Below are 21,148 nucleotides of genomic sequence, written 5' to 3' on the forward strand. Positions count from 1 at the left end.
AATTATGAGTTCCAAACTCTTCCTGATAGTCGCGTCCTGCATTTGGTGCGGCGTCAGTCATCTAATCGCATCCGAAACAGCGCCACCCAACATCGTCATCATCTTCACCGACGATCAAGGCTATGCAGACTTAAGTTGTTTTGGTGGCAAGCATGTCCAGACGCCGCGCATCGATCAAATGGCGACTGAAGGCATGCGGCTAACCAGCTTCTATATGGGCGCACCTTTATGTACACCGTCGCGCGCCGCTTTGATGACAGGTTGCTATCCTCGCCGAGTCGACATGGCATACGGCTCGGACTTCGCCGTCTTACTGGCGGGTGATTCGAAGGGTTTGAACCCAGCCGAAGTGACGATCGCCGAAGTGCTCAAGGAGGCCGGCTACACGACAGGCATCTTTGGTAAGTGGCATTTGGGTGACCAACCGGAATTCCTGCCCACGCGGCAAGGTTTTGATGAGTTCTTTGGCATTCCATACAGCCATGACATTCATCCATTTCATCCACGCCAGAACCACTTTCAATTTCCACCGCTGCCTTTGATGGAAGGTGAAGTGGTGATCGAACATGATCCCGATGCCGACTACCTGACCAAGCGAATCACAAAGCGGGCAGTCAACTTCATCGAAACCAACAAAGATCGCCCCTTCTTCCTCTACATTCCGCATCCTATTCCACACGGTCCGCTGCACGTCTCGCCTGAATTCATGCAGCAAGTGCCCGACGCGGTCAAAGCGAAACTCGCAAAAGAAAAACGGATTGAGTACGGAACCCGAACACGTTTGTTTCCTGCGGCGATCAGCGAGATCGATTGGTCCGTCGGCCAAGTTCTCGACGCCTTAAAAGCGAACGGACTGGACGAGAACACCCTCGTTATCTTCACCAGCGATAACGGTCCCGCATCGGGAAAGGCGGTTCCTCTTCGAGGGAAAAAGGGAAGCACTTTTGAAGGCGGTCTTCGCGAACCGACCGTGATCCGATGGCCTGGCAAAATCCCAGCCGGCATCGTGAACGACGAACTGTTGACGGCAATGGACTTGCTACCCACTTTCGCATATCTCGCCGGTGGGGACGTTCCGACGGATCGTGTAATCGACGGCAAGAATATTTGGCCAGTGCTGACCGAAAACGAAAAAAGCCCGCACGAAGCGTTTTTCTACTACCGGGACAATGAATTGAGAGCCGTTCGCTCGGGAAAATGGAAACTCCACGTAGCCTTGCCGCCAACCAAAAACTCCACGAAGCCACCTATGTCTGCTTTGTTCGATCTGGAGGCGGATATTAGTGAGAAGCACGATGTCCTAGCTGACCACCCCGACGTGGTGACACGCCTTCGATCTTATATAGAAGACTTCCAAAAAGAGCTTGCCGAAAACAGTCGACCTGCGGCCTTCGTTGAAGCCCCTCAGCCTTTATCGTTGAAGAGCCCTCAGTAACAAAGCGTCCCACTTCTAAGGTTGGTCCTGAAGCACGGTCTCAACTTTCATGCGATCTCGATATCGCAACAGCTAAGAGCAGAAAACAAATGCAAGAATCACTCAAAGAGAACTGCCAAAGCGATGGTTGCTGTTCGGCACCATCGATCGGGCGACGCGGGTTCATTGAAGCAACGGGCTTGACCGCGGCGATTTTGATGGCGGGTCAAACGGAGGTGATGGCTGGCCCATTCCAGGCCGACGACTTTGACAATGTTATTCCCGCCGACAAGAAGCTAAGCCAGGAGTGGATCGACAGTCTGTACGCGCGTGGCGAAGCGATGACTGCGACGGGCAACGACCTAAAATTCATCGGTATGCCGATTAGCGGCATTTGTACGGGACAAGTTTACCTCGGCGGAGACGGACGGCTTTGGTACTGGAATCTCAACGCGACAAAGGACAAGAAGCACACGCCGAAGGGCCTTCGCTACATGCAACCGGATGCGGCTAAACCGTCCGCTCGACAAGGTTTTGCACTGCAGGTTGGCGGAAAGATCCACACACTCGACTCCAACGGTTTCGCCGAGGTCCAGTTCACGAATCAATACCCGATGGGACTCGTCGGCTTCAAAGACGAAAGCTGCCCCGTTTCAGTGCAACTGGAGGCATACACTCCTTTCATCCCGCTCAACCGTGACGAATCAAGCTATCCAGTCATCGTGATGCGGTACACAATTACCAACGAATCGAAGGCATCGCAAAACTTGTCCATCGCTGGATGGATTGAGAACAACACCAATGGGGCGAAAGCGAAAAAGACAAGCATTTATCGCGAACTACCGAATGCTTCCACGATCGAATGCGGCAGTGAAAAGTCGAACTCCAATGCGATGGCAATCGGTATCTTTGGTGAAGAGAAACCGGAACTATTGAATCTGGATAAAGCTTCCGGTGGCGTCGAAGGGATATTCACTACAAACACTTCGATTCAAAACAACGACCGTTCGAACGACAATTCCTTCGCTTCCATGGGACGAAAGTTCAACCTGAAGCCAGGCGAATCGAAGACTGTTTCTTTTGCGATTTCCTGGCGTTTCCCGCTGGTGCAATACGGCACCGAGTTTGGACGAAAGGGCACCTCGCTGGGCCGGAATCACTACGCAACAATCTGGCCCACCGCGGCGGCGGCTTCCAATCAAGTTGCCTCTCGCGAGAGCGAGCTCTACGGGAAAACGAAAACTTGGGTGGATACTTGGTACGACTCAACGCTGCCCTATTGGTTTTTGGAACGATCGTTTATCCCCATCAACTGCGTGCAAACGCAAATGGGTCAGCGTGTCTTCCCGAAAGGTAGCGACACCGAGATTTACAATTTTGAAGAAGGCGTCCGTTGCTGTCCCGGCAACTGCACCCACGTGTGGCACTACGCCCAAGGGTTAGCCCGTGTCTTCCCTGTCATCGAACGCGAAAACCGTGACAAGATTGAATTCGGTCTTGGCTTTGACGACAAAACTGGCTCGATACAGCATCGCTATACGAACCCAAAATTTGGCGACGCCATCGATGGAAACTGCGGCACAATCTTGCGTGTCTTGCGAGAGAGCCAGATGACGACGGATTATCGGTTCTTGGAAAGCATTTGGGACCGCGTGAAGCTATCGATGGATCATGTGATCCAGAAATGGGATCGCGACGAAGACGGTTTGTTGGCTGGTTCACAACACAACACGCTCGACGAACCGTGGTTCGGTCAGGTGCACTGGCTAATCAATCTTTATCATGCGTCGCTGAAGGCTGCAGCGATCATGGCCCGCCAGATGAATCAGCCCCAGGTCGCTGAACGTTACGAACGGATCGTTCAAAGGGGCGTCCCTGCGATGGTGGAACTGTTGTGGAACGATGACTTTGGCTACTTCGTGCACAAACCTGGCCAAGCGGACAACCAAAAGCATGGATCGACAAATGGTTGCCATATCGACCAAGTGTTGGGTGATTCCTGGCTGCACAACCTGGGGATCGAACCGCTTTTACCGAAAGACAAAACGCGGCAAGCCTTGGAAGCATTGTGGAAATACAACTTCACGCCCAACGTGGGAGCATTTCGCAAGGTCATGACCAACGGCCGCTATTACGCGGCGGCGGGTGATGCCGGTCTGGTGATGTGCAGTTTTCCATTCGGCAAGATCGAACCGAAAAGTGGCAAGGCAAGTTACGCTGGCTACCTCAACGAATGCATGACCGGATTCGAATGGCAGGTCGCCGGCCACATGATCTGGGAAGGCATGGTCCAAGAAGGACTAGCAATCGGCAAGGCTATTCACGACCGCTACTCACCACGCGCCCGCAACCCGTACAACGAAGTCGAATGCAGTGACCACTACTCCCGTGCGATGGCTAGCTACGGTGCTTACATGGCGGCGTGCGGTTATCGCTATGACGGCCCCGCCGGCAAACTCGCTTTCGGGCCGCGACTCAAGGCTGATAACTTTCGAGCTGCGTTCACGACCGCAGAAGGTTGGGGCAGTTTTTCCCAACAAGTTACGAGCGGGCAACAATCCGCCGCTATCGACTTGCGGTACGGTGAACTTGCCTTAACGGAATTGGCTATCGATCAAGTCAAAGGCACTTCCGCTAGTCAAGCCAGTGTAGAAGTCGACGGTGAATCGGTGGAAGCCAAGTTCACGAACGACGCGGGTCGTTACGTTTTGCGATTCCCCCAAACGCTGCGGCTTGTTGCCGGTCAACGCTTCCAAGTCAATTTCGCGAGCTAACCGTATCGCCAAGGCTTTGGGCCGTGCCACAGATCGGAATCCAGCGGTGTCTCAGTTCAAGACTCCGTATGAAGATGAAGAACAGTAGGCCTGAAACTCAAAAGTTCAAACGAAATTCAAAACCATCGAGAGAAACGATGCAACTGAACGTCATCAATCAACCATCCGAAGAAGCTTCTTGCTGTGGGCCCGACGTCGACCTGTCCCGTCGGCGATTTCTGGTTGCCGCCGGCGCGTTGACGGCGAGCCTGCAAGGCGGTCCTGTGCAAGCAGACAATCGGCGTGAAAGTTACTCCGATGCCGTCAGGGCTCACCAGTCACTGCGTGGTTACTGGCGTTTGGATGGCGACCTAACCGACGAGATGGGAAAGGCGTCGGCGACAAGCAACGGGGCGCCGAAGTTTATTGACGGGGCTGTCACAGGGAAGGCTCTCAGCTTGGTTCCCAAACATCTGGTTTCGGTCAAGCGAACCAATCACCTGCGAGGCAGAGCGGCAACGCTGGAGATGTTCTTCAAGCTTAATTCTCCTCCGAGCGTTACCGAAAATCCCGTCATCATCGCTCAAACAGATGGCCAGCAAGCTCGTTACATCGTCGGCGTCAAGAACGACCTGTCCGCTTTAATCTACCGAAACGTGAACGGAGATGTGCTGACCACGATCAACCTGCCCACCGATCAACCCATCGAAGTAGGGCGTTGGTATCACTTGGCGGTCACCAGCTTCGATCTCGATGTGCGAGCATACGTGGATGGATACGAATGCAGCTTGGTCGGTGGGGCATTCGAGTTCACTCGTCGCGGACCAGCCAAGTCAACGATGACCTTCGGTGAAACGACGGTGCAAGGATGGGGCGATGCAGACATTTGCCTGGATGAGGTCGCATGCTATGCCAGTGGGCTCACCCAAGCGGACGTTCAAATACATTTAGAAGCGGCCGGATGGGGGCAGCGTTTGAAAGAGACCGGCGAGATTGTCGCTCGCGTGAAAGATGAACGGAACGCTCGGCGTGCACGCAAAGAAAAAGCGATCTTGAATGATCCGGCGTTGACCGCTCGGGGTAAAACTCGTGTGTACGAGGGCGAACATCTTGACGCCATCCAGTTTACCGTCGGCGGCATCGGCGCGGGTGGCATTCAGTTCAATGGTAAAGCGGAGCCCGCTATATGGCAGATCGCCTGCAACCATTCCGAAGAGCGTGTCGCGGACAGCTTCCTCGCCGTGCGAGCACAGCCTGCGACTGGCGGAAACGCCGTGGTGCGAGCACTGCAAACGGCACCGGTTGGTCCGTTTGCTGCGATGAAGGCTCTGAAGTTTGAAGGCGAGTACCCGCTTGCTAAATATCGTTTCGAAGAACCATCACTCCCCGTGGAAGTGGAACTGGAAGTCTTCAATCCGTTTATCCCGATGGATCTAAAGCATTCAGCGATCCCCTGCGCGATTTATACGCTGACGGTGACGAACCCATCGCCGATCGCCGTCAAAGTGGACGTATTGGCGGCACAAAAAAATGCACTCGGTTACGCCGAAGGCAAAAACGGTAATTATGGAAAGAATCGAAACGAGGTTCTTAGCCGCGGCCATCAAAACACGCACGAGGAGGCAACAAACTCTCCGGCTGAAAAGAACATCGCCTCCGACGAATCGACGGCCGAGTCGGTAAAGAATTGGACGTTGTTGCACATGACCCGCGAGGGCATCGCGAACTCAGACATGGTGCTAATGACGCAAGCGGAAAATGCAACTGGCTGTGCCGAATGGGATTCTGCCGAAGAACTGCATGCAACCTTCCTAGCCGATGGTAAGTGCGACGGACCGGCGACATCCTCAGTTTCTGCGGCTGGCAAGACCGTCAACGGTGCGATTTCGGCGTCCCTGGACCTTGCGCCCAGTGAAACCAAGTCGATCACTTTTGTGCTGAGTTGGTATTTCGAAGACGGTCGGCATGGGGAAGGAAAAGCGACTGTCAACCTTGAAGGCGAAGGTGGATCCCAAGGAGGCAAGTGGAATCGCCAAGGCCAGAACTACACCAACTGGTGGCCTAACGCCCTGGGCGTGGCAACGTACCTGCGTGAGCATCTGGACCAGTTAAACGCACGCACCCGACGCTTTCACGACACTCTATACGCATCCACCATTCCCGTTTGGCTACTGGACCGAATGAGTTCGCAGTTGGCGGTCCTGCGCAGCCAAACATGTTGGTGGTCGGCCGATGGATACTTCGGCGCCTGGGAAGGTTGCAATCCCACCAAGGGATGCTGCGGCGGCAACTGCACTCACGTTTGGCACTACGCACAAGGGCACGCGCGTTTATTGCCAGAGCTCGGACGCAAAATGCGTGAACAGGACTACTCGATGCAACTGCCAAATGGATTGACTCCGTATCGACACACTAGCCAGAAGCCTGCCGCGGACGGTCACTTTGGAACGATCCTGAACACCTACCGAGAACATCTCTGCGCGGCCGACAATAGCTGGCTTGAATCGCAATGGCCCAAAGTAAAAAAAGCAATTGACTGGGGCATCGATCATTGGAACCCGCGTCGAGACGGCTTCTTGCAGACGAATCAGCACAACACGCTCGATGGCGACATGACAGGTTGCTCGTCATGGATCGGCAGTTTGTATTTGTCGTCGCTTGAGGCCGGCGCTCGGATGGCTGAGATCATGGGCGAGCCCGACACAGCAGCCGAGTACCGCAAAATCCGGCAGTCTGGCAAGCGGCTTCAAAACCAGCGACTTTGGAACGGCGAGTATTACATCCAAGAGGTCGGCGAGAAGCGAAACCAGGACTACTTGGACGGGTGCCACATCGATCAGGTGCTCGGCGAGTGGTGGGCCGACCAAGTTGGTATCGATCGCAACTTCCCTGCTGATCGTGTCAAACAGGCCCTGCAGTCGCTTTTAAAATACAACTTTCTGGCCGACTTCCACGGCCAATCACTTAAGCCACGACAGTACTGCGAGATTGACGATGGCGGCATGAAGATGATCACTTGGCCCCGCGAGCCACAACCGATCCCGGGTATGAAATACGGTGACGAAGTGATGACCGGTTTCGAATACGGTGCCGCGGTCTCGTTGATCCAAAACGGCATGCTGCGTGAAGGCTTGATGGTCATCAAGATCATCTCGGATCGATACAACGGGCGATTGCGTACCGAAGGTGTCTCCGATTTCGCAAACGGTCCGTGGGGTTATTCTGGCAACCCATTCGGCGATGACGAATGCGGCAAGTTCTACGGTCGTTCGCTAAGCGTCTGGTCTGCACTGCTTGCGCTGCAAGGTTTCCATTATGACGGTCCGGCGGGCACCATCGGTTTCCGGCCAATCTTGACTCCTGAAGACCATGCCAGCTTCTTCACGGTTGCCGAAGGTTATGGACTCTTCTCCCAAACTCAAAAAGCAAAACAGCTCACAGCCTCCATTGACCTGCGAGAAGGTCGTCTTCGTTTAAGCGAGGTGGTGCTGGGGTTACCGAAAGGCAGGGATCCAGAGTCTGCCCAAGTGCAGGTAGGTGGACGGACGGTCGCGTCACAACTTACCACTAAGAACGGGAGCATTCACTTAAGGCTGCCAAGTTCAATCGACTTAAAATCCGAACAGTCTCTCAACATCCAGGTGCAATACGCATGAGCTCAAAAGTCTTTCTAGCGATTTTGTTGACCGTATATGCATCTGCCGTCCTCCTGACGAATGTTGCGAAAGCAGAACCTTCAAAACCCAATTTCGTCATCATCTTGACTGATGATCAAGGCTACGCGGATCTAGGATGCTTTGGCGGAAAACACGTCAAGACGCCGCGCATAGACCAGATGGCAACCGAGGGAGCACGGCTGACTAGTTTTTATGTGGCGGGCTCGGTTTGCACACCTTCGCGAGCTGCTTTGATGACCGGTTGTTACCCCAAGCGTGTCGGACTTGCCGATGGTGTTTTCTTAGCTGGTGATCAAAACGGCTTGAATCCGAACGAAGTTACCATGGCCGAAGTCTTGAAATCGGCTGGCTATCGCACCGGCTTGATTGGCAAATGGCACCTCGGCGATCAGCCGGACTTTCTTCCAACTCGCCAAGGATTTGATGAGTTCTTTGGCCTGCCGTACAGCCATGACATTCACCCATTTCACACAAACGAAAAACACAACTTCCCACCGCTTCCTTTGATGGAAATGGAAAAGGTGATCGAAAAAGATCCCGATGCGGACTACTTGACGCAGCGGATGACTCGAAGAGCGGTTGATTTCATCGATCAACATCACGAACAACCATTCTTCCTATATCTTCCGCATCCGCTTCCGCATCGCCCGATTCACCTGTCACCCTCGTTCATGGTGAATGCTCCCGATGCAATCAAATCGAAACTGAAGGCGGAGAAGGGAGTCGATTACAAGACCCGCGACCAGCTTTACCATCACGCGATCAGCGAAATTGATTGGTCGGTCGGTCAGGTGCTCGATGCGCTCAAAAGGAATGGACTGGACGACAACACGCTGGTCATTTTCACATCAGACAACGGCCCGTCCATTGGCAAGGCAGCACCGCTTTCGGGAGGAAAAGGAAGTTCTTACGACGGGGGCCAACGAGTCCCAGCGGTAGTCCGTTGGCCCGGCAAAATTCCTGCGGGAATGGTGAACGATCAATTGTTGACGGCGATGGATTTAATGCCGACATTCGCCAAACTCGCTGGAGCGGATCTTCCGTCGGACCGGGTGATTGACGGAAAGGACATCTGGTCGGTACTGGCTGGAAATTCAGCGACTCCGCACGAGGCGTTCTTCTACTTCAAAGGCAATCAATTGAAAGCGGTCCGATCGGGCAAGTGGAAGCTTCATATCGGCAGTGCCAATGGTAATGCGAACAAGCGAAGACGGGGCAAAGGGTCCAGTTCACCAATCAATGCGTTGTACGACTTGGACGTCGATATGGGCGAAGCGAAAAACGTTTTGAACCAATATCCCGAAGTCGCGAAGCAACTTCGAATGAAGGCGGATGCATTCGAAGCGGAATTGGCCCACAACCGCCGTCCTCCTGGCTTCATCAAGGACGCCGTCACGCTTACACATCGATAGGCATCATGCCCAACCGTTCAAACATCACGTCGGCATTGTCACGCAACGCAACAAAACTTTGCCATCCAACGCAACACTTCTTACGAAGCAAATGATCAATCCCAACTTTCAGCGGCTGTCATACGGTTTGCTATTGAGTCTTTTCGCAATGGTAAACCTAGCCGTCGCCGAGAGCCCTTCCAATCCACCCAACATCATCTTGATCTTGGTGGATGACGTCGGCTACGGCGACTTAGGTTGCTACGGTTCGAAACGGAGCACGCCGGAAATAGATCGGTTAGCCGGAGAAGGTTTTCGTTCGACCGACTGTTTGGTGGCGGCCAACGTATGCGGACCATCGCGAGCCGCGCTGATGACCGGGCGTTATCCGATGCGTTGCGGCCACCCCATCTCTCGACACAACACTCCTAAATACGCCGACTATGGGATCGCTCCCAATGAACTCACCATCGCAGAGCTACTGAAAACAGCCGGGTATACGAACAAGTTGATTGGCAAGTGGCATCTTGGATTTCATGTCGATGGCTCTCATCCTCTCGATGCCGGTTTCGACGAATACCTAGGGCTGCATAGCAACTACACCAACCGACTTGAAGACGCCGATACGCTCTATCGAAATCGCGAGGTTCAGGAATCCGATATTGAGTTCGAGAAGGTGACGCAAATGTACACCGATGAGGTCGTCAATTTCATCAAGTCAGATCAGGACGGCCCATTCTTCATCTGCCTTTCGCACCACATCGCCCACGCGCCGATCCTGCCCAGCAAACCGTTCCAAGGCTTATCTGGAAAAGGACGAAGTGCCGCCTATGGTGATTTCTTGCTGGAACTGGACCATAGCGTGGGCCGGGTACGGGCCGCTGTGGAAGAAGCTGGTATTGCCGAAAACACGTTAACGGTCTTCCTTTCCGATAACGGCCCCGCTGTTAACGGTTCGCCCAAGCCGCTCGCCGGAGGCAAGTATGTGACAATGGAAGGTGGTCACCGAGTGCCAGGAATTTTCCATTGGCCGGGCCATGTTCCCGCCGGAACGGTTTCCGATGCGATGATCACGAGCATGGACCTGCTGCCATTATTTTGTCATGTGGCCGGCGTTTCAATTCCAACGGACCGCACGATCGATGGCAAAAATATCTTCGGCCTCATTACCGGATCGACCGCACAAAGTCCGCACGAGGTTTTCTATTACTACAACGGCTTGAAGTTGCAGGCCGTACGCAAGGGCAGGTGGAAGCTACACCTACCGCGCACGATAGCTGAGCAACCGTATTGGGCGAAACGAGCCGGTGGAAACCACTACAAGATTCACCTCGCCGTGGATCAACCGATGCTGTTCGACTTGGAAACGGATATCGGTGAAAAGACAAACATCATCGCTCAGCATCCCGAGTTAGCCTCTGAGCTAATCAAACAAGCACAACGCATCCGAGCTGAACTGGGTGATGTCAAGATCACCGGTTCAGACCAGCGTCCTCACGGATTGATTAACCCTCACGAGAAGAACTGATTGACGTGAAAGCCGCAGAGGCTTTCCCTAACGAAATTAAGCAACACCCTTAGAACGCCTCACGCGTGTCGTCTCCAAACCACTGGATCAACATCATGAACGACCAACATCACTTTTCGAATCAAACGCCTCGGCTGCACGTCATACTAAGCCTTTGCCTCGGGCTGAGCCTCGGACCGGCTTTACGAACCGCATCTGCCGATGAACAACCACAAGCGGCGCCCAACGTGGTCTTTATTCTTGCCGATGACTTGGGATATGGCGATCTTGGTTGCTATGGCGCAACCAAACTGAAGACGCCTAATATCGACAAACTCGCAAAGGAGGGGCGACGCTTCACCGACGCTCATACAGCCTCGGCGGTGTGCACACCATCACGCTACGGTCTACTCACAGGTCAATATCCTTTTCGTGCGATGGACGGAAAAGGAATTTGGGGACCGGCGCCGATTGACTCGCCGCTGCTGATTGCTCCCGAGACACAAACCATTGCTGATTTGTTTAAGCAAAACGGCTACGACACGGCGGTTATCGGAAAGTGGCACTTAGGGTTTGGTGAGGGCAAAAATGGTTGGCAAGAGCCCCTTAGCCCAGGACCGCAAGATCTCGGATTTGACTACTACTTCGGAGTTCCCGTGGTCAACAGTGCTCCGCCTTATGTCTTTGTGCAAAACGATCACATTGAAAAAGGAGATCCCAGCGATCCGTTGGTGTATGTAGGCAGGAAGTCCAAAGAGAAGACAACGCCGATCACCCCGATCCCCCACGAAGCGGCGCAGCGCACCCAGAATATGTTTAAAGGAGCTAAACGTGCGCATCAAAACTACAACGACTACACCGTCGGAACAACGCTTGCTGGTAAAGCGGTCGAATGGATCAAGGACCGCCAAGAACCATTCTTCCTGTATCTGGCGACCACCAACGTGCACCATCCCTTCACGCCGGCGGAACGTTTTCAGGGAACGAGCGATTGTGGCGTCTATGGCGACTTCGTACATGAACTCGACTGGATCGTCGGCGAAGTCATGAAAACGCTCGAAGCCAAAGGGGTCGCCGACAACACACTTGTCATCTTCACCAGCGACAACGGCGGAATGTTCAATCTGGGCGGACGCGTCGCTGCGGAAAAGGGCCACAAGATCAACGGCAACCTGCTTGGATCCAAATTTGGCGTTTGGGAAGGCGGTCACCGCGTGCCCTTCATCGCTCGCTGGCCCGGCAAAATCGCTGCCGGTAGTGAGTCCGACCAGCTAATGAGCATGGTCGACATGAAGGCAACCTTCGCCGCACTGACTGGCCAAAAACTAGCCAAAAGCGAGCAAAAAGACAGCGTCAATATGCTACCGGCAATGCTCGAAGACCCCGATCACCAACTCCGCACTGAGATGATCGTGACTCCTCACCGGCAGTCGCACATGGGACTTCGTAAAGGGAAGTGGATGTACATCCCCGCAAAAAATGATGGCGGCTTCACGGGGTCCAAACCCAACCAGCACGCATGGGGCGGGCCCGCGGTCACGAAACTGGTGAACACCCCCAATAGCGATATCGAGAACGCCAAGATCAAAAAAGACGCTCCTCCCGCTCAACTCTACAACCTCCACACCGACGTCAATCAAACGCAAAACGTTTACCGAGAACACCCTGAAGTGGTGCAGGAAATGGCGGCTCAATTAAAAGCTTACCGAGGCAAGTAGCCCACCAAGCCAACCGCTCTATCAATCCAAAACATCAAAAGCACGCTAGCTATTTACGAAAAAACGACAGCCACCGGAATAACCAAATGAAGCCAACGAAGATCCTCCTGATCGCAATACTGCACGCGTGTTTGCTCAACGTTCAAGCGACAATTGCGCCTGCCGATCAGCCAGCCGCACAAACCGACACGCTCAACGAAACCGACGACTCACACATGCAGTGGTGGCGTGATGCCCGCTTCGGCATGTTCATTCACTGGGGGCTGTACTCGATTCCAGGTGGCGAGTGGAAGGGCAAGGACTACGGGAAAGAACAGGGCGGCGCCAGTGCAGAGTGGCTGATGAACAGCGCCAAAATCCCTGGACCAGAATATCGCAAAACGCTTGCCCCCAAGTTCAATCCGACAGACTTCGATGCAGCCAAGTGGGTGTCGACGGCGAAAGCGGCTGGAATGAAGTACTTAGTGATCACATCGAAGCATCACGACGGCTTTTGCCTATTTGACACAGACGCAACCGACTACAACGTGATGGACGCGACTCCGTTTAGACGTGACATCATCAAGGAGCTTGCCGATGAATGCGCAAAGCAAGGATTGAAGTTCGGTGTCTATTATTCTCAGTTCAAAGATTGGTACCATCGTTCGTTCCAGCGGAAACCCGGAACGTTAAGCAACGAAGAGTATCTCGACCTGGTTGAGAAGAACCTTGACGAGCTACTATCCAACTACGGTGAAATGGCTGTCTTGTGGTTTGATGTCGGCGGCAACAACGTCATCGAAGCCAATCAACAGGGTGCACGTGTTCGCGAGTTGCAACCGAACGCCGTGATCTGCAGTCGCCTCTATAGCCGCAAGGTTCCCGAGAATGATCGAAAATACGCCGACTTCGAATCACTTCCCGATCGCATGCTCCCAGCGGAGCGAATGACGCAGGACACCGAGACGTGCATGACCATGCGGCACAACTGGGGATTCGACCGCAATGACGATCACTGGAAAAGTTCCAAGGACATCATCGAATTCTTAGCGCTATGTGGCGCACGCGGCGTGAACCTGCTTCTCAACGTGGGTCCGACGCCGGAGGGTAACTTGCTACAAGAGGAAACTGAACGTCTTGTAGAAGTCGGGCAATGGATGGATGCAAATGGCGAGTCGATCTACGGCACGAATCCCTCACCGGTCGACTACGACTTCTGGTGGGGCGCCATGACACAAAAGGAGCAGACCGTTTACCTTCACGTCTTAGAGTGGAAACCGGAAAGCATCGAGTTCCATGGAATCGTTGGCCAGCCAGTCAAAGCCTATCTCTTGGCTGATCCAAAACGCAATGCGTTGTCAGTCACCTATGATGCCGACAACCACACCACGAAGATAGAGGTACCATCCACTGCACCCGATGCAAGAAACACCGTGATCGCAGTGGAATACGATGCTCTTATTGCAACCGATTCGGAAGCGATGGGGAAGTATCACTGGTATACCACTCGAAGCCGGCGTCACACCGATATTCGCAATCGGGCAAACGCTGGCAAACACGCACTGCCCGAGGCCGTGACGGGAAAGTAGCCAAAACCTGAGACCGGCTGGCGTTGCGAAATCAACAGGCACCGAGTCAGCAGGGGTCAAAGCGGACGCAACACCAAGACCTAAACCCAATCCAGGAAGGAGTTTACAACTCCAAGCCTGGCAACTCCAAACCTGGTAGCTCAGTGAGCTTCCTGGCTCGCCAATCGCTACGCACCCTCAGCGGAGAATCCGCAAGGACTTTTTAAATTATGCCGCTTCCGCATCCGCCGGCGCGGCATCGTTGAGCCGGTTGTAAAGCGTTTTCAAGCTGACACCGAGCTCTTCGGCGACGGCCTTCTTGTTGCCTTCGTGTCGCTTCATCGCTCGCTCGATAGCCAATTGCTCGATCTCACGCAGCGACATCGGCGATGATCCGACCAAATCATCGCGAAGCTTTCGTTGGCTGAAGTGGGATGGTAAATTTTCCACGCCCACCGGCAAGGCATCGCAGAGCACCGAAGCGTGTTCAATCACGTTGGCGAGTTCACGCACGTTGCCAGGCCATTGGTGGCGTTTCAGTTCGGCAATCGCTTCATCGGTAAACAACTGGCCATCGACTCCGTCACGACGGTGTCGGCGTAACAAGTGGTTAGCAAGTGGAACCAAGTCATCGAGTCGTTCACGAAGCGGTGGAACGTGCAGTTCGAAAGTATTGATGCGGAACATCAAGTCCTCTCGGAACGTTTGCTCACCCACCATCTTTTCCAAATCGCGGTGCGTTGCACACACGATCCGAACATCCACGTGAACACTCTCGTTGTCACCAAGACGGCGGATGTCGCCTGTTTCGAGAACACGTAAAAGCTTGGCCTGCACAGCCAGAGGAAGTTCGCCAATTTCATCTAAAAACAAGGTCCCGCCACTGGCAACTTCGAGCAGACCAACGCGAGCGGTGTCCGCCCCCGTGAATGCACCTTTGACGTGCCCAAACAGTTCGCTCTCGATCAACGTTTCGGGAAGCGCACCGCAATTCACTGCGACAAACGGCTTCTCGGCTCGCAAACTTTGTTCGTGAATCGCGCGAGCCACTAACTCTTTGCCACATCCGGTCTCGCCACGAATCAAAACTGTCGAATCAGTCGGCGAGACGCGGCCGATCAACTTGCGAACCGCCTCCATCGAAGAGTGCCCACCAATCAAGTCGCCTTGACCTTCGGCCCGCTGCAATCGATGCATCAGCGCCGCCATCATCTGTTTACCCTTGCGCCGCTCACTGACACGGCCCAGGATCGTAGCGATTTCAGATAAACGCGTTGGTTTGGTCAGGTACATGAACGTACCGAATTCAATCGCCTGGATCGCGCTCTCCATGTCTGGATTCGCGGTCATGATGATCGCTTCGACATCTGGGCGGATGTCACGGGCTTTCTCGATAACTTCGATACCCGTCAAACCGGGCATGTGCAGGTCGACCAACAGGCAATCGATCCGTTCGGTCTTAAGCGTTTCCAAAGCGGTCAAGCCATCCGGACAAATCGTCACCCGGTAACCCAACTTGGGCAACTCCTTCCGCATTACCTCCTGGAGATGTTTTTCGTCATCGGCAAACAGGATGTGCATCTCTGCTTCGTCGGGCTTTGCTGCGTTCGACTTGGACTTAGCGCGTTGGTTCATGAAACTGAATGATTGAGGCAGGATTGTTCTTGGATGTCTGGCGTGCGTTTACGATTGACGGCTTTAAGCCGCGGCGGTTTCTCGCCAAGCAACAGCGGGCGATGGAGCGCGTATTGGCTTGGGTTCGGCAACGTCGGATGGGTCAACAGGCAATCGCAACTCCATCGTGGAGCCCAAACCGACACCATCGCTGCGCGGAATCAGTTGCCCGCCGTGCTGGCATACAATTCGGTATGAAATACTGAGTCCCAGCCCGGTACCAGAACCGTCGCGGCGGCGAGTGTAGAACGGCTCGAACAGATGCTGCATGACCTCTTTGCTCATTCCACATCCCGTATCCAGCACTGAGACGCTGGCAAGCGATCCTTGGTTTCGCAATCGAATCGTCACACTGCCATCGGCGTCCACGCTTTCCATCGCGTTGGTCACCAAGTTTAAAACCACTTGGCGAATTTCTTGCGAGTTTGCATACGCCAACACCTCGCCTTGGCTGTCGATGCTGATGTTTTGGCATTCGTATTTGCCTAGCGTTCCGACTAGGTCCACGACGTCTTTCACCAACGGCACGATGTCGATGATTTCGCGTTGGACATGGCCCACTCGGCTGAAGCTAAGCATCCGTTCGGTGATGGACTTACACCGGTAAGCTTCACCTTCGATTCGTTGCAGGTTTTCCTGCAGCGATTCCATCATCTCTTCATCGAGCAATCGATGCTCGGGGGCAACCATTTTCAAGTCATTGATACTCGATTCAAGCGATTCCGCACTCCAGGCGATGGCCGCCATTGGGTTGTTGATCTCGTGAGCGAAACCGGCGGCTAAGAAACCCACACCCGCGAGTTGTTCGTTACGAATCACTTCCCGCGACCGGATCTCGATTTCCTCTTCCTGTTGATGCACCAAATCATTGATGTGCATCATGCTTTGACGAAATCGATCCGTCATTTGATTCAAAATGCCGGCCAGTTCGCCGATCTCATCTTCTCGCCCCAGATCGATCGTGTGACCGTATTCACCTCCCGCAACCAACCGGGCTCCGCTGACCAGATTGCTGAATGGTCCGATCACCATCCACTGGAAGTACATGATCATTCCGCACGTAACCACCGTCGCGAAGATCAGCGCTCCCCACGAACAAGCGATCCCAAATCGGTGCTGTGATCGAACATGGTCGCTGAATTCAGCCATTTGACCGTGGATCAACCCAAGGTGTTGGTTCGTCTGTTCGAAAAGTCGGGCAAGCTTCGCGGAAAGTTCATTGCCACCGTTTTGGTAAAAGATCGCCAGCGAGCGAGGATTTTGCCGCATCCGCTCGATGTCATGGATTGTCTGGCCGATCGCCTTCAGCGAGGCTGCGCTGCTCGTCGGTGTCGATCAACATGACCGAGCGATCCGTTGCCGGGATTGCTGCAGCGTGATCCGTGTTGGGCTGACTCGCACCAAATAGCTTCAGCGAATCGGAACCATGCGGAAAGTCGTGCCCCAAGTCCATACGCTGACTGGCTACCGATGTGGGGGCATCAAACGAACCTGGATAATCACAAGAGGAACAGGAAACGCCGATCGCGTCGCCATAACGGTTAACGATTAGCGAAAGCTCCAACATCGCTTGGGCGAAGTGGGCTCGTTCGAGCTGCAGATCGGAAACCGCCAAAACGGATGAATCAATCATCCCCTCGCGGGCCTTCATTTGGCAGATTCGTGTATTACTGTCTCGAGCCGTCGCCGCCCACTGACTTAGGTGGGTGGCCATGGGAAGCTCTGTCGCCCGCTCGCTGATCGCGTCCGCCAGATCTCGATAGCGATAGAAGCCATAAAGACCAACGACGGTCAGCGTGATGATGGTCACGACCAACATCACGATTCCCATAAACAACTTGCCGCGAATCGAATATCGCTGCAACAAACCGGTTACCGGCACGCCCCGCTTCCAAATTCCAGATTCTGAAGAACCTTGCGACGCGGAACTGTGAGATGCTGAGCCACGAGAAGCCGTGCCTCGGGATGCTGAACCTTGGGATGCTGAACCTTGGGACGCTGAACCTTGGGACGCTGAACCTTGGGAGCTGGATGAAGCGGAAGCCCCTGTAGCTGCGACTCCATGGGCAGCGGCCAGGACGGATCGGCCGCCGGATTCCGCTGCGGTGAAACTGCTTCGAGAAAGCTCTGGTTGCTCCCCAGCGGGATCAAACCAGACGGATGCCGCACCGGCATCGGGTGAGTTGGAGGCGCTCGCTGATGACTTATTGCTAGCGAAAGACAATCCTTTCGCGAACGAAATCACAGGATTTTGGCTAGTTTCACGAGACGCCGGCGACTCTAAGGTCGTTTCCGGGGAACGTCGTTTTTTCGACGAACCGAAGAATCGGAATGGACTCATCTATCGGCCTCCCTGACCTAGAATCGCGTGAAACTTCCTTATCACTAGTGCGAGCGTATCGCGGATCCAGATAACTCACAAGATCGGATCTTGCCGTCGACGTTCAATAAGATGTTGTAGTATTCACCGAATGTTTCAATGTGCAGCATCTCGCCAGTACCTCGTGTTGACGTTAGGCCGGGTTTCGGTCACAACGCCGGGATTGAGTATCGCCTGCTCCCCCTATTTTTCCATTTCAACTCACTTCCAAACGACTCGTCTCGTCCATGGCTAAATCGACCAGCAAAAGTTTGGTGATCGTCGAATCGCCCGCCAAAGCCCGCACGATTTCCAAGTTTTTGGGTAGCGGATACCAAGTCGAAGCCAGCGTCGGGCACGTCCGCGACCTGCCTGGCGGGGCTAAGGACATCCCGGAAAAATACAAGAAAGAACCTTGGGCCTATTTAGGCGTCGACGTCGAAAACGATTTCGAACCCGTCTACATTGTTCCTGCGGACAAGAAAAAGCAGGTCACCAAGCTCAAACAGGCCCTGAAAGAGGCCGACAGTCTCTATCTCGCGACCGATGAAGACCGCGAAGGAGAAGCGATTTCGTGGCACTTGCACGAATTGCTGAAGCCCAAGGTGCCTGTCCATCGGCTGGTTTTTCACGAAATCACCAAGGAAGCCATTCAGAAAGCGCTCAGCGAACCGCGGCAAATCGACAACGGGCTCGTTCGCGCCCAAGAAACCCGTCGAATCCTAGACCGTTTGTACGGCTACGACGTTTCCCAGTTGCTGTGGAAAAAAGTTGGCCCTGGGCTCTCAGCCGGTCGAGTGCAGAGTGTCGCCGTTCGATTAATCGTCCAACGGGAACGTGAGCGAATCGCTTTCCACGACGCAACATATTGGGATTTGGAAGCAATCTTCTCGACCAGCAACGGCGATTCGCTGCCCGCGACGCTAAGCACAGTCGAAGGCCGTAAGATTCCCTCAGGTAAGGACTTCGATGCCGACACGGGCTTATTGACGAACTCTGAATTGCTGCAGATGGACGAGGCCCAATCGACCGCATTGGCCGAAAAGCTACGCAGCGAAGAGTTCAAGGTTACCAAGGTCGAAGTCAAGCCGTTCGTCGAGCGACCGCGTGCCCCTTTCACGACCAGTACGTTGCAACAGGAGGCCAACCGTAAGCTTGGTTTCACCGCACGACGCTGCATGCAGGCAGCTCAAAAGCTGTACGAAAACGGTTACATCACCTACATGCGTACCGACTCGACGACGTTGTCGACCGAGGCGATTGACGCCGCTCGCGCACTGGTGAAATCGGAATACGGCGACAAGTTCCTGCACGACACGGTCCGTGTCTACAAAGGCAAGGTCAAGAACGCCCAAGAGGCTCACGAAGCGATCCGGCCTGCCGGTACTCCGTTCCGTGTTCCTGCCGCGGTTCAATCGGAACTGGATCGAGATCAATTCCGCTTGTTCGAGCTGATTTGGAAACGAACCATCGCCTGCCAAATGGCGGACGCCCAAAAGCAACGCATCGCTGTTTCCATCGAAGGCGGCGACTGCAAGTTCACCGCTTCGGGTACGAGCATTCTGTTCGAAGGTTTCCTGCGAGCCTATGTCGAAGGCAGCGATGATCCAGAAGCGGAATTGGCTGACAAGGAACGTCTGCTACCCGCGGTCAGCGAAAACGATGCACTGCAACCGCAAACGATTGACCCCAAGAGCCACACCACGCAACCGCCCGCTCGGTACAGCGAAGCATCACTTACGCGGATGTTGGAAGAAAAGGGAATCGGCCGTCCGAGTACCTACGCATCGATTATCGATACGATCCAAAAACGCGATTACGTCTACAAGAAGGGCAGTGCGTTGGTCCCGAGCTGGACCGCGTTCAGCGTCATCCGTTTGATGGAAACGCACTTTGATGCGTTGGTCGACTACGACTTCACGGCCCAAATGGAAGACTTCCTGGACACGATCAGCCGCGAAGAAGCGGAGTCCCTGGAATACCTCAAGAACTTCTATTTCGGTGATGAGTCCGCTGAGCCACAGAAGCTTTGCAACAAAGACGCCATCGGGCTAAAAAACCGTCTGGCGAGCAAGATCGAAGAGATCGATCCACGATTGACCGCCAAGTTCTCGCTCGGTTTTCCTGAAGAAGGCGAAAACCGGGAAGAGGTCTTCGTACGCGTCGGCAAATACGGGCCGTTCCTGGAACAAGGCGAACGCAAAGCTCCGATCCTAGATGGCATGGCACCAGACGAAATGGATCTCGAAAAAGCAATGGAGCTGTTCGAGTCCGCCTCACGTGAAGACGAGCCGCTGGGCACTCACCCCGAAACCGGCAAACCGATCTACATGAAGGCCGGTCGCTTCGGACCTTACATCCAATTGGGCGAAAAGGACGACGAAGAGAAACGTAATCAGTCGATCCCCAAAAGCATTCCGGCCGAAGACGTCGACTTCGAGATGGCCTGCAAGCTGTTGTCGCTGCCTCGGAACCTGGGCAACTACCCCGACAACAACGAGCCCATCATGGCTCACGATGGTCGCTATGGACCGTACGTGAAATGCGAAAAAGAAACCCGCTCGCTGCCTGCCGGCATGTCACCGCTGGAAGTGACCTTCGACGAAGCCGTCGCACTGCTGAAGCAGCCCAAGACACGCGGCCGCGCCGCACCGAAGGAACCGATCAAGGTCTTCGAAAAGAAGAGCCCGGTCACGGATCAAGAGATCAAAGTACTCGAGGGACGCTACGGACCCTATGCGACCGACGGCGAAACCAATGCATCGGTCCCACGTGGAACGGACGCCAAAGAACTGACCTTCGAAGCGGCACTGGACCTACTCGCCGAGCGAGCAGCGAAGGGCCCGTCGAAAAAGAAGAAGAAAAAGAAGGCTGTCAAGAAAAAGGCGACCAAGAAAAAGGCGACCAAGAAGAAAGCCGCAAAGAAGAAGACAGCCAAAAAGAAAGCGGTTAAGAAGAAGGCCGCTGCTTCGGCGACAAAGAAGAAAGGCATCATCAAGAAGTCTTCTTGATGATGTTCAATTGCTCGAGTGATGCGCAATCGCTTGAGTGATGCGCAATCGCTTGAGTGATGCGCAATCGCTTGAGTGATACCAATTGGTCTTGCGT

General features: G+C 54.1%; 12 protein-coding genes. 9 read left to right on the forward strand and 3 right to left on the reverse strand.

Going from position 1 to position 21,148, the window contains the following annotated elements:
• The first annotated feature begins 4 nt into the window (after nt 1-4).
• The 7 genes from ACR3ZL_RS18335 (at nt 5) to ACR3ZL_RS18365 (ending at nt 14,028) form a co-directional block, all read left to right on the forward strand.
• Nucleotides 5-1,435 carry a sulfatase family protein gene (locus ACR3ZL_RS18335; protein ID WP_486172857.1) on the forward strand — a complete coding sequence of 477 codons (1,431 nt, stop codon included), beginning with the start codon at nt 5-7 and terminating at the stop codon, nt 1,433-1,435.
• 89 nt (nt 1,436-1,524) lie between these two features.
• Nucleotides 1,525-4,188: a GH116 family glycosyl hydrolase gene (locus ACR3ZL_RS18340; RefSeq protein WP_473651659.1), complete on the forward strand. Its 2,664-nt coding sequence runs from the start codon at nt 1,525-1,527 to the stop codon at nt 4,186-4,188.
• 137 nt (nt 4,189-4,325) lie between these two features.
• Complete coding sequence (locus ACR3ZL_RS18345; protein ID WP_473651658.1) at nt 4,326-7,823, forward strand: GH116 family glycosyl hydrolase; 3,498 nt, start codon at nt 4,326-4,328, stop codon at nt 7,821-7,823.
• The gene (locus tag ACR3ZL_RS18350) at nt 7,820-9,256 is read left to right on the forward strand and encodes a sulfatase family protein (RefSeq protein ID WP_473651657.1); all 1,437 of its coding nucleotides are present in this window, start codon (nt 7,820-7,822) and stop codon (nt 9,254-9,256) included. Before ACR3ZL_RS18345 ends, ACR3ZL_RS18350 begins: the two co-directional genes overlap by 4 nt.
• 148 nt (nt 9,257-9,404) lie before the next feature.
• On the forward strand, nt 9,405-10,763 hold the full coding sequence (locus tag ACR3ZL_RS18355; protein WP_486172858.1) for a sulfatase family protein: 1,359 nt from the start codon (nt 9,405-9,407) through the stop codon (nt 10,761-10,763).
• 95 nt (nt 10,764-10,858) lie between these two features.
• Nucleotides 10,859-12,460: a sulfatase family protein gene (locus ACR3ZL_RS18360; RefSeq protein WP_473651655.1), complete on the forward strand. Its 1,602-nt coding sequence runs from the start codon at nt 10,859-10,861 to the stop codon at nt 12,458-12,460.
• Between the two features lie 86 nt (nt 12,461-12,546).
• Nucleotides 12,547-14,028, forward strand: a complete 1,482-nt coding sequence (locus tag ACR3ZL_RS18365) for an alpha-L-fucosidase (protein WP_473651654.1) — start codon at nt 12,547-12,549, stop codon at nt 14,026-14,028.
• Nucleotides 14,029-14,235: 207 nt separating this feature from the next.
• On the opposite strand, the gene ACR3ZL_RS18370 is transcribed toward ACR3ZL_RS18365, so the two are convergent.
• The 3 genes from ACR3ZL_RS18370 to ACR3ZL_RS18380 form a co-directional block, all read right to left on the reverse strand.
• Nucleotides 14,236-15,588, reverse strand: a complete 1,353-nt coding sequence (locus tag ACR3ZL_RS18370; protein ID WP_473653519.1) for a sigma-54-dependent transcriptional regulator — start codon at nt 15,586-15,588, stop codon at nt 14,236-14,238.
• 117 nt (nt 15,589-15,705) lie between these two features.
• A complete protein-coding gene (locus ACR3ZL_RS18375; RefSeq protein ID WP_486172859.1) occupies nt 15,706-16,950 on the reverse strand; it encodes a sensor histidine kinase in 1,245 nt (414 codons plus the stop codon).
• A 10-nt stretch (nt 16,951-16,960) separates the two neighbouring features.
• Complete coding sequence (locus ACR3ZL_RS18380) at nt 16,961-17,563, reverse strand: hypothetical protein (RefSeq protein ID WP_486172860.1); 603 nt, start codon at nt 17,561-17,563, stop codon at nt 16,961-16,963.
• Nucleotides 17,564-17,636: 73 nt separating this feature from the next.
• On the opposite strand from ACR3ZL_RS18380, the gene ACR3ZL_RS18385 reads away from it, so the two are divergent.
• Both ACR3ZL_RS18385 and topA read left to right on the forward strand, forming a co-directional pair.
• Complete coding sequence (locus tag ACR3ZL_RS18385; protein ID WP_473651652.1) at nt 17,637-18,038, forward strand: hypothetical protein; 402 nt, start codon at nt 17,637-17,639, stop codon at nt 18,036-18,038.
• Between the two features lie 250 nt (nt 18,039-18,288).
• A complete protein-coding gene (topA, locus tag ACR3ZL_RS18390; protein WP_473651651.1) occupies nt 18,289-21,051 on the forward strand; it encodes a type I DNA topoisomerase in 2,763 nt (920 codons plus the stop codon).
• Nucleotides 21,052-21,148 lie beyond the last annotated feature (97 nt).

The organism is Rhodopirellula sp. J20-39 (assembly GCF_057365095.1).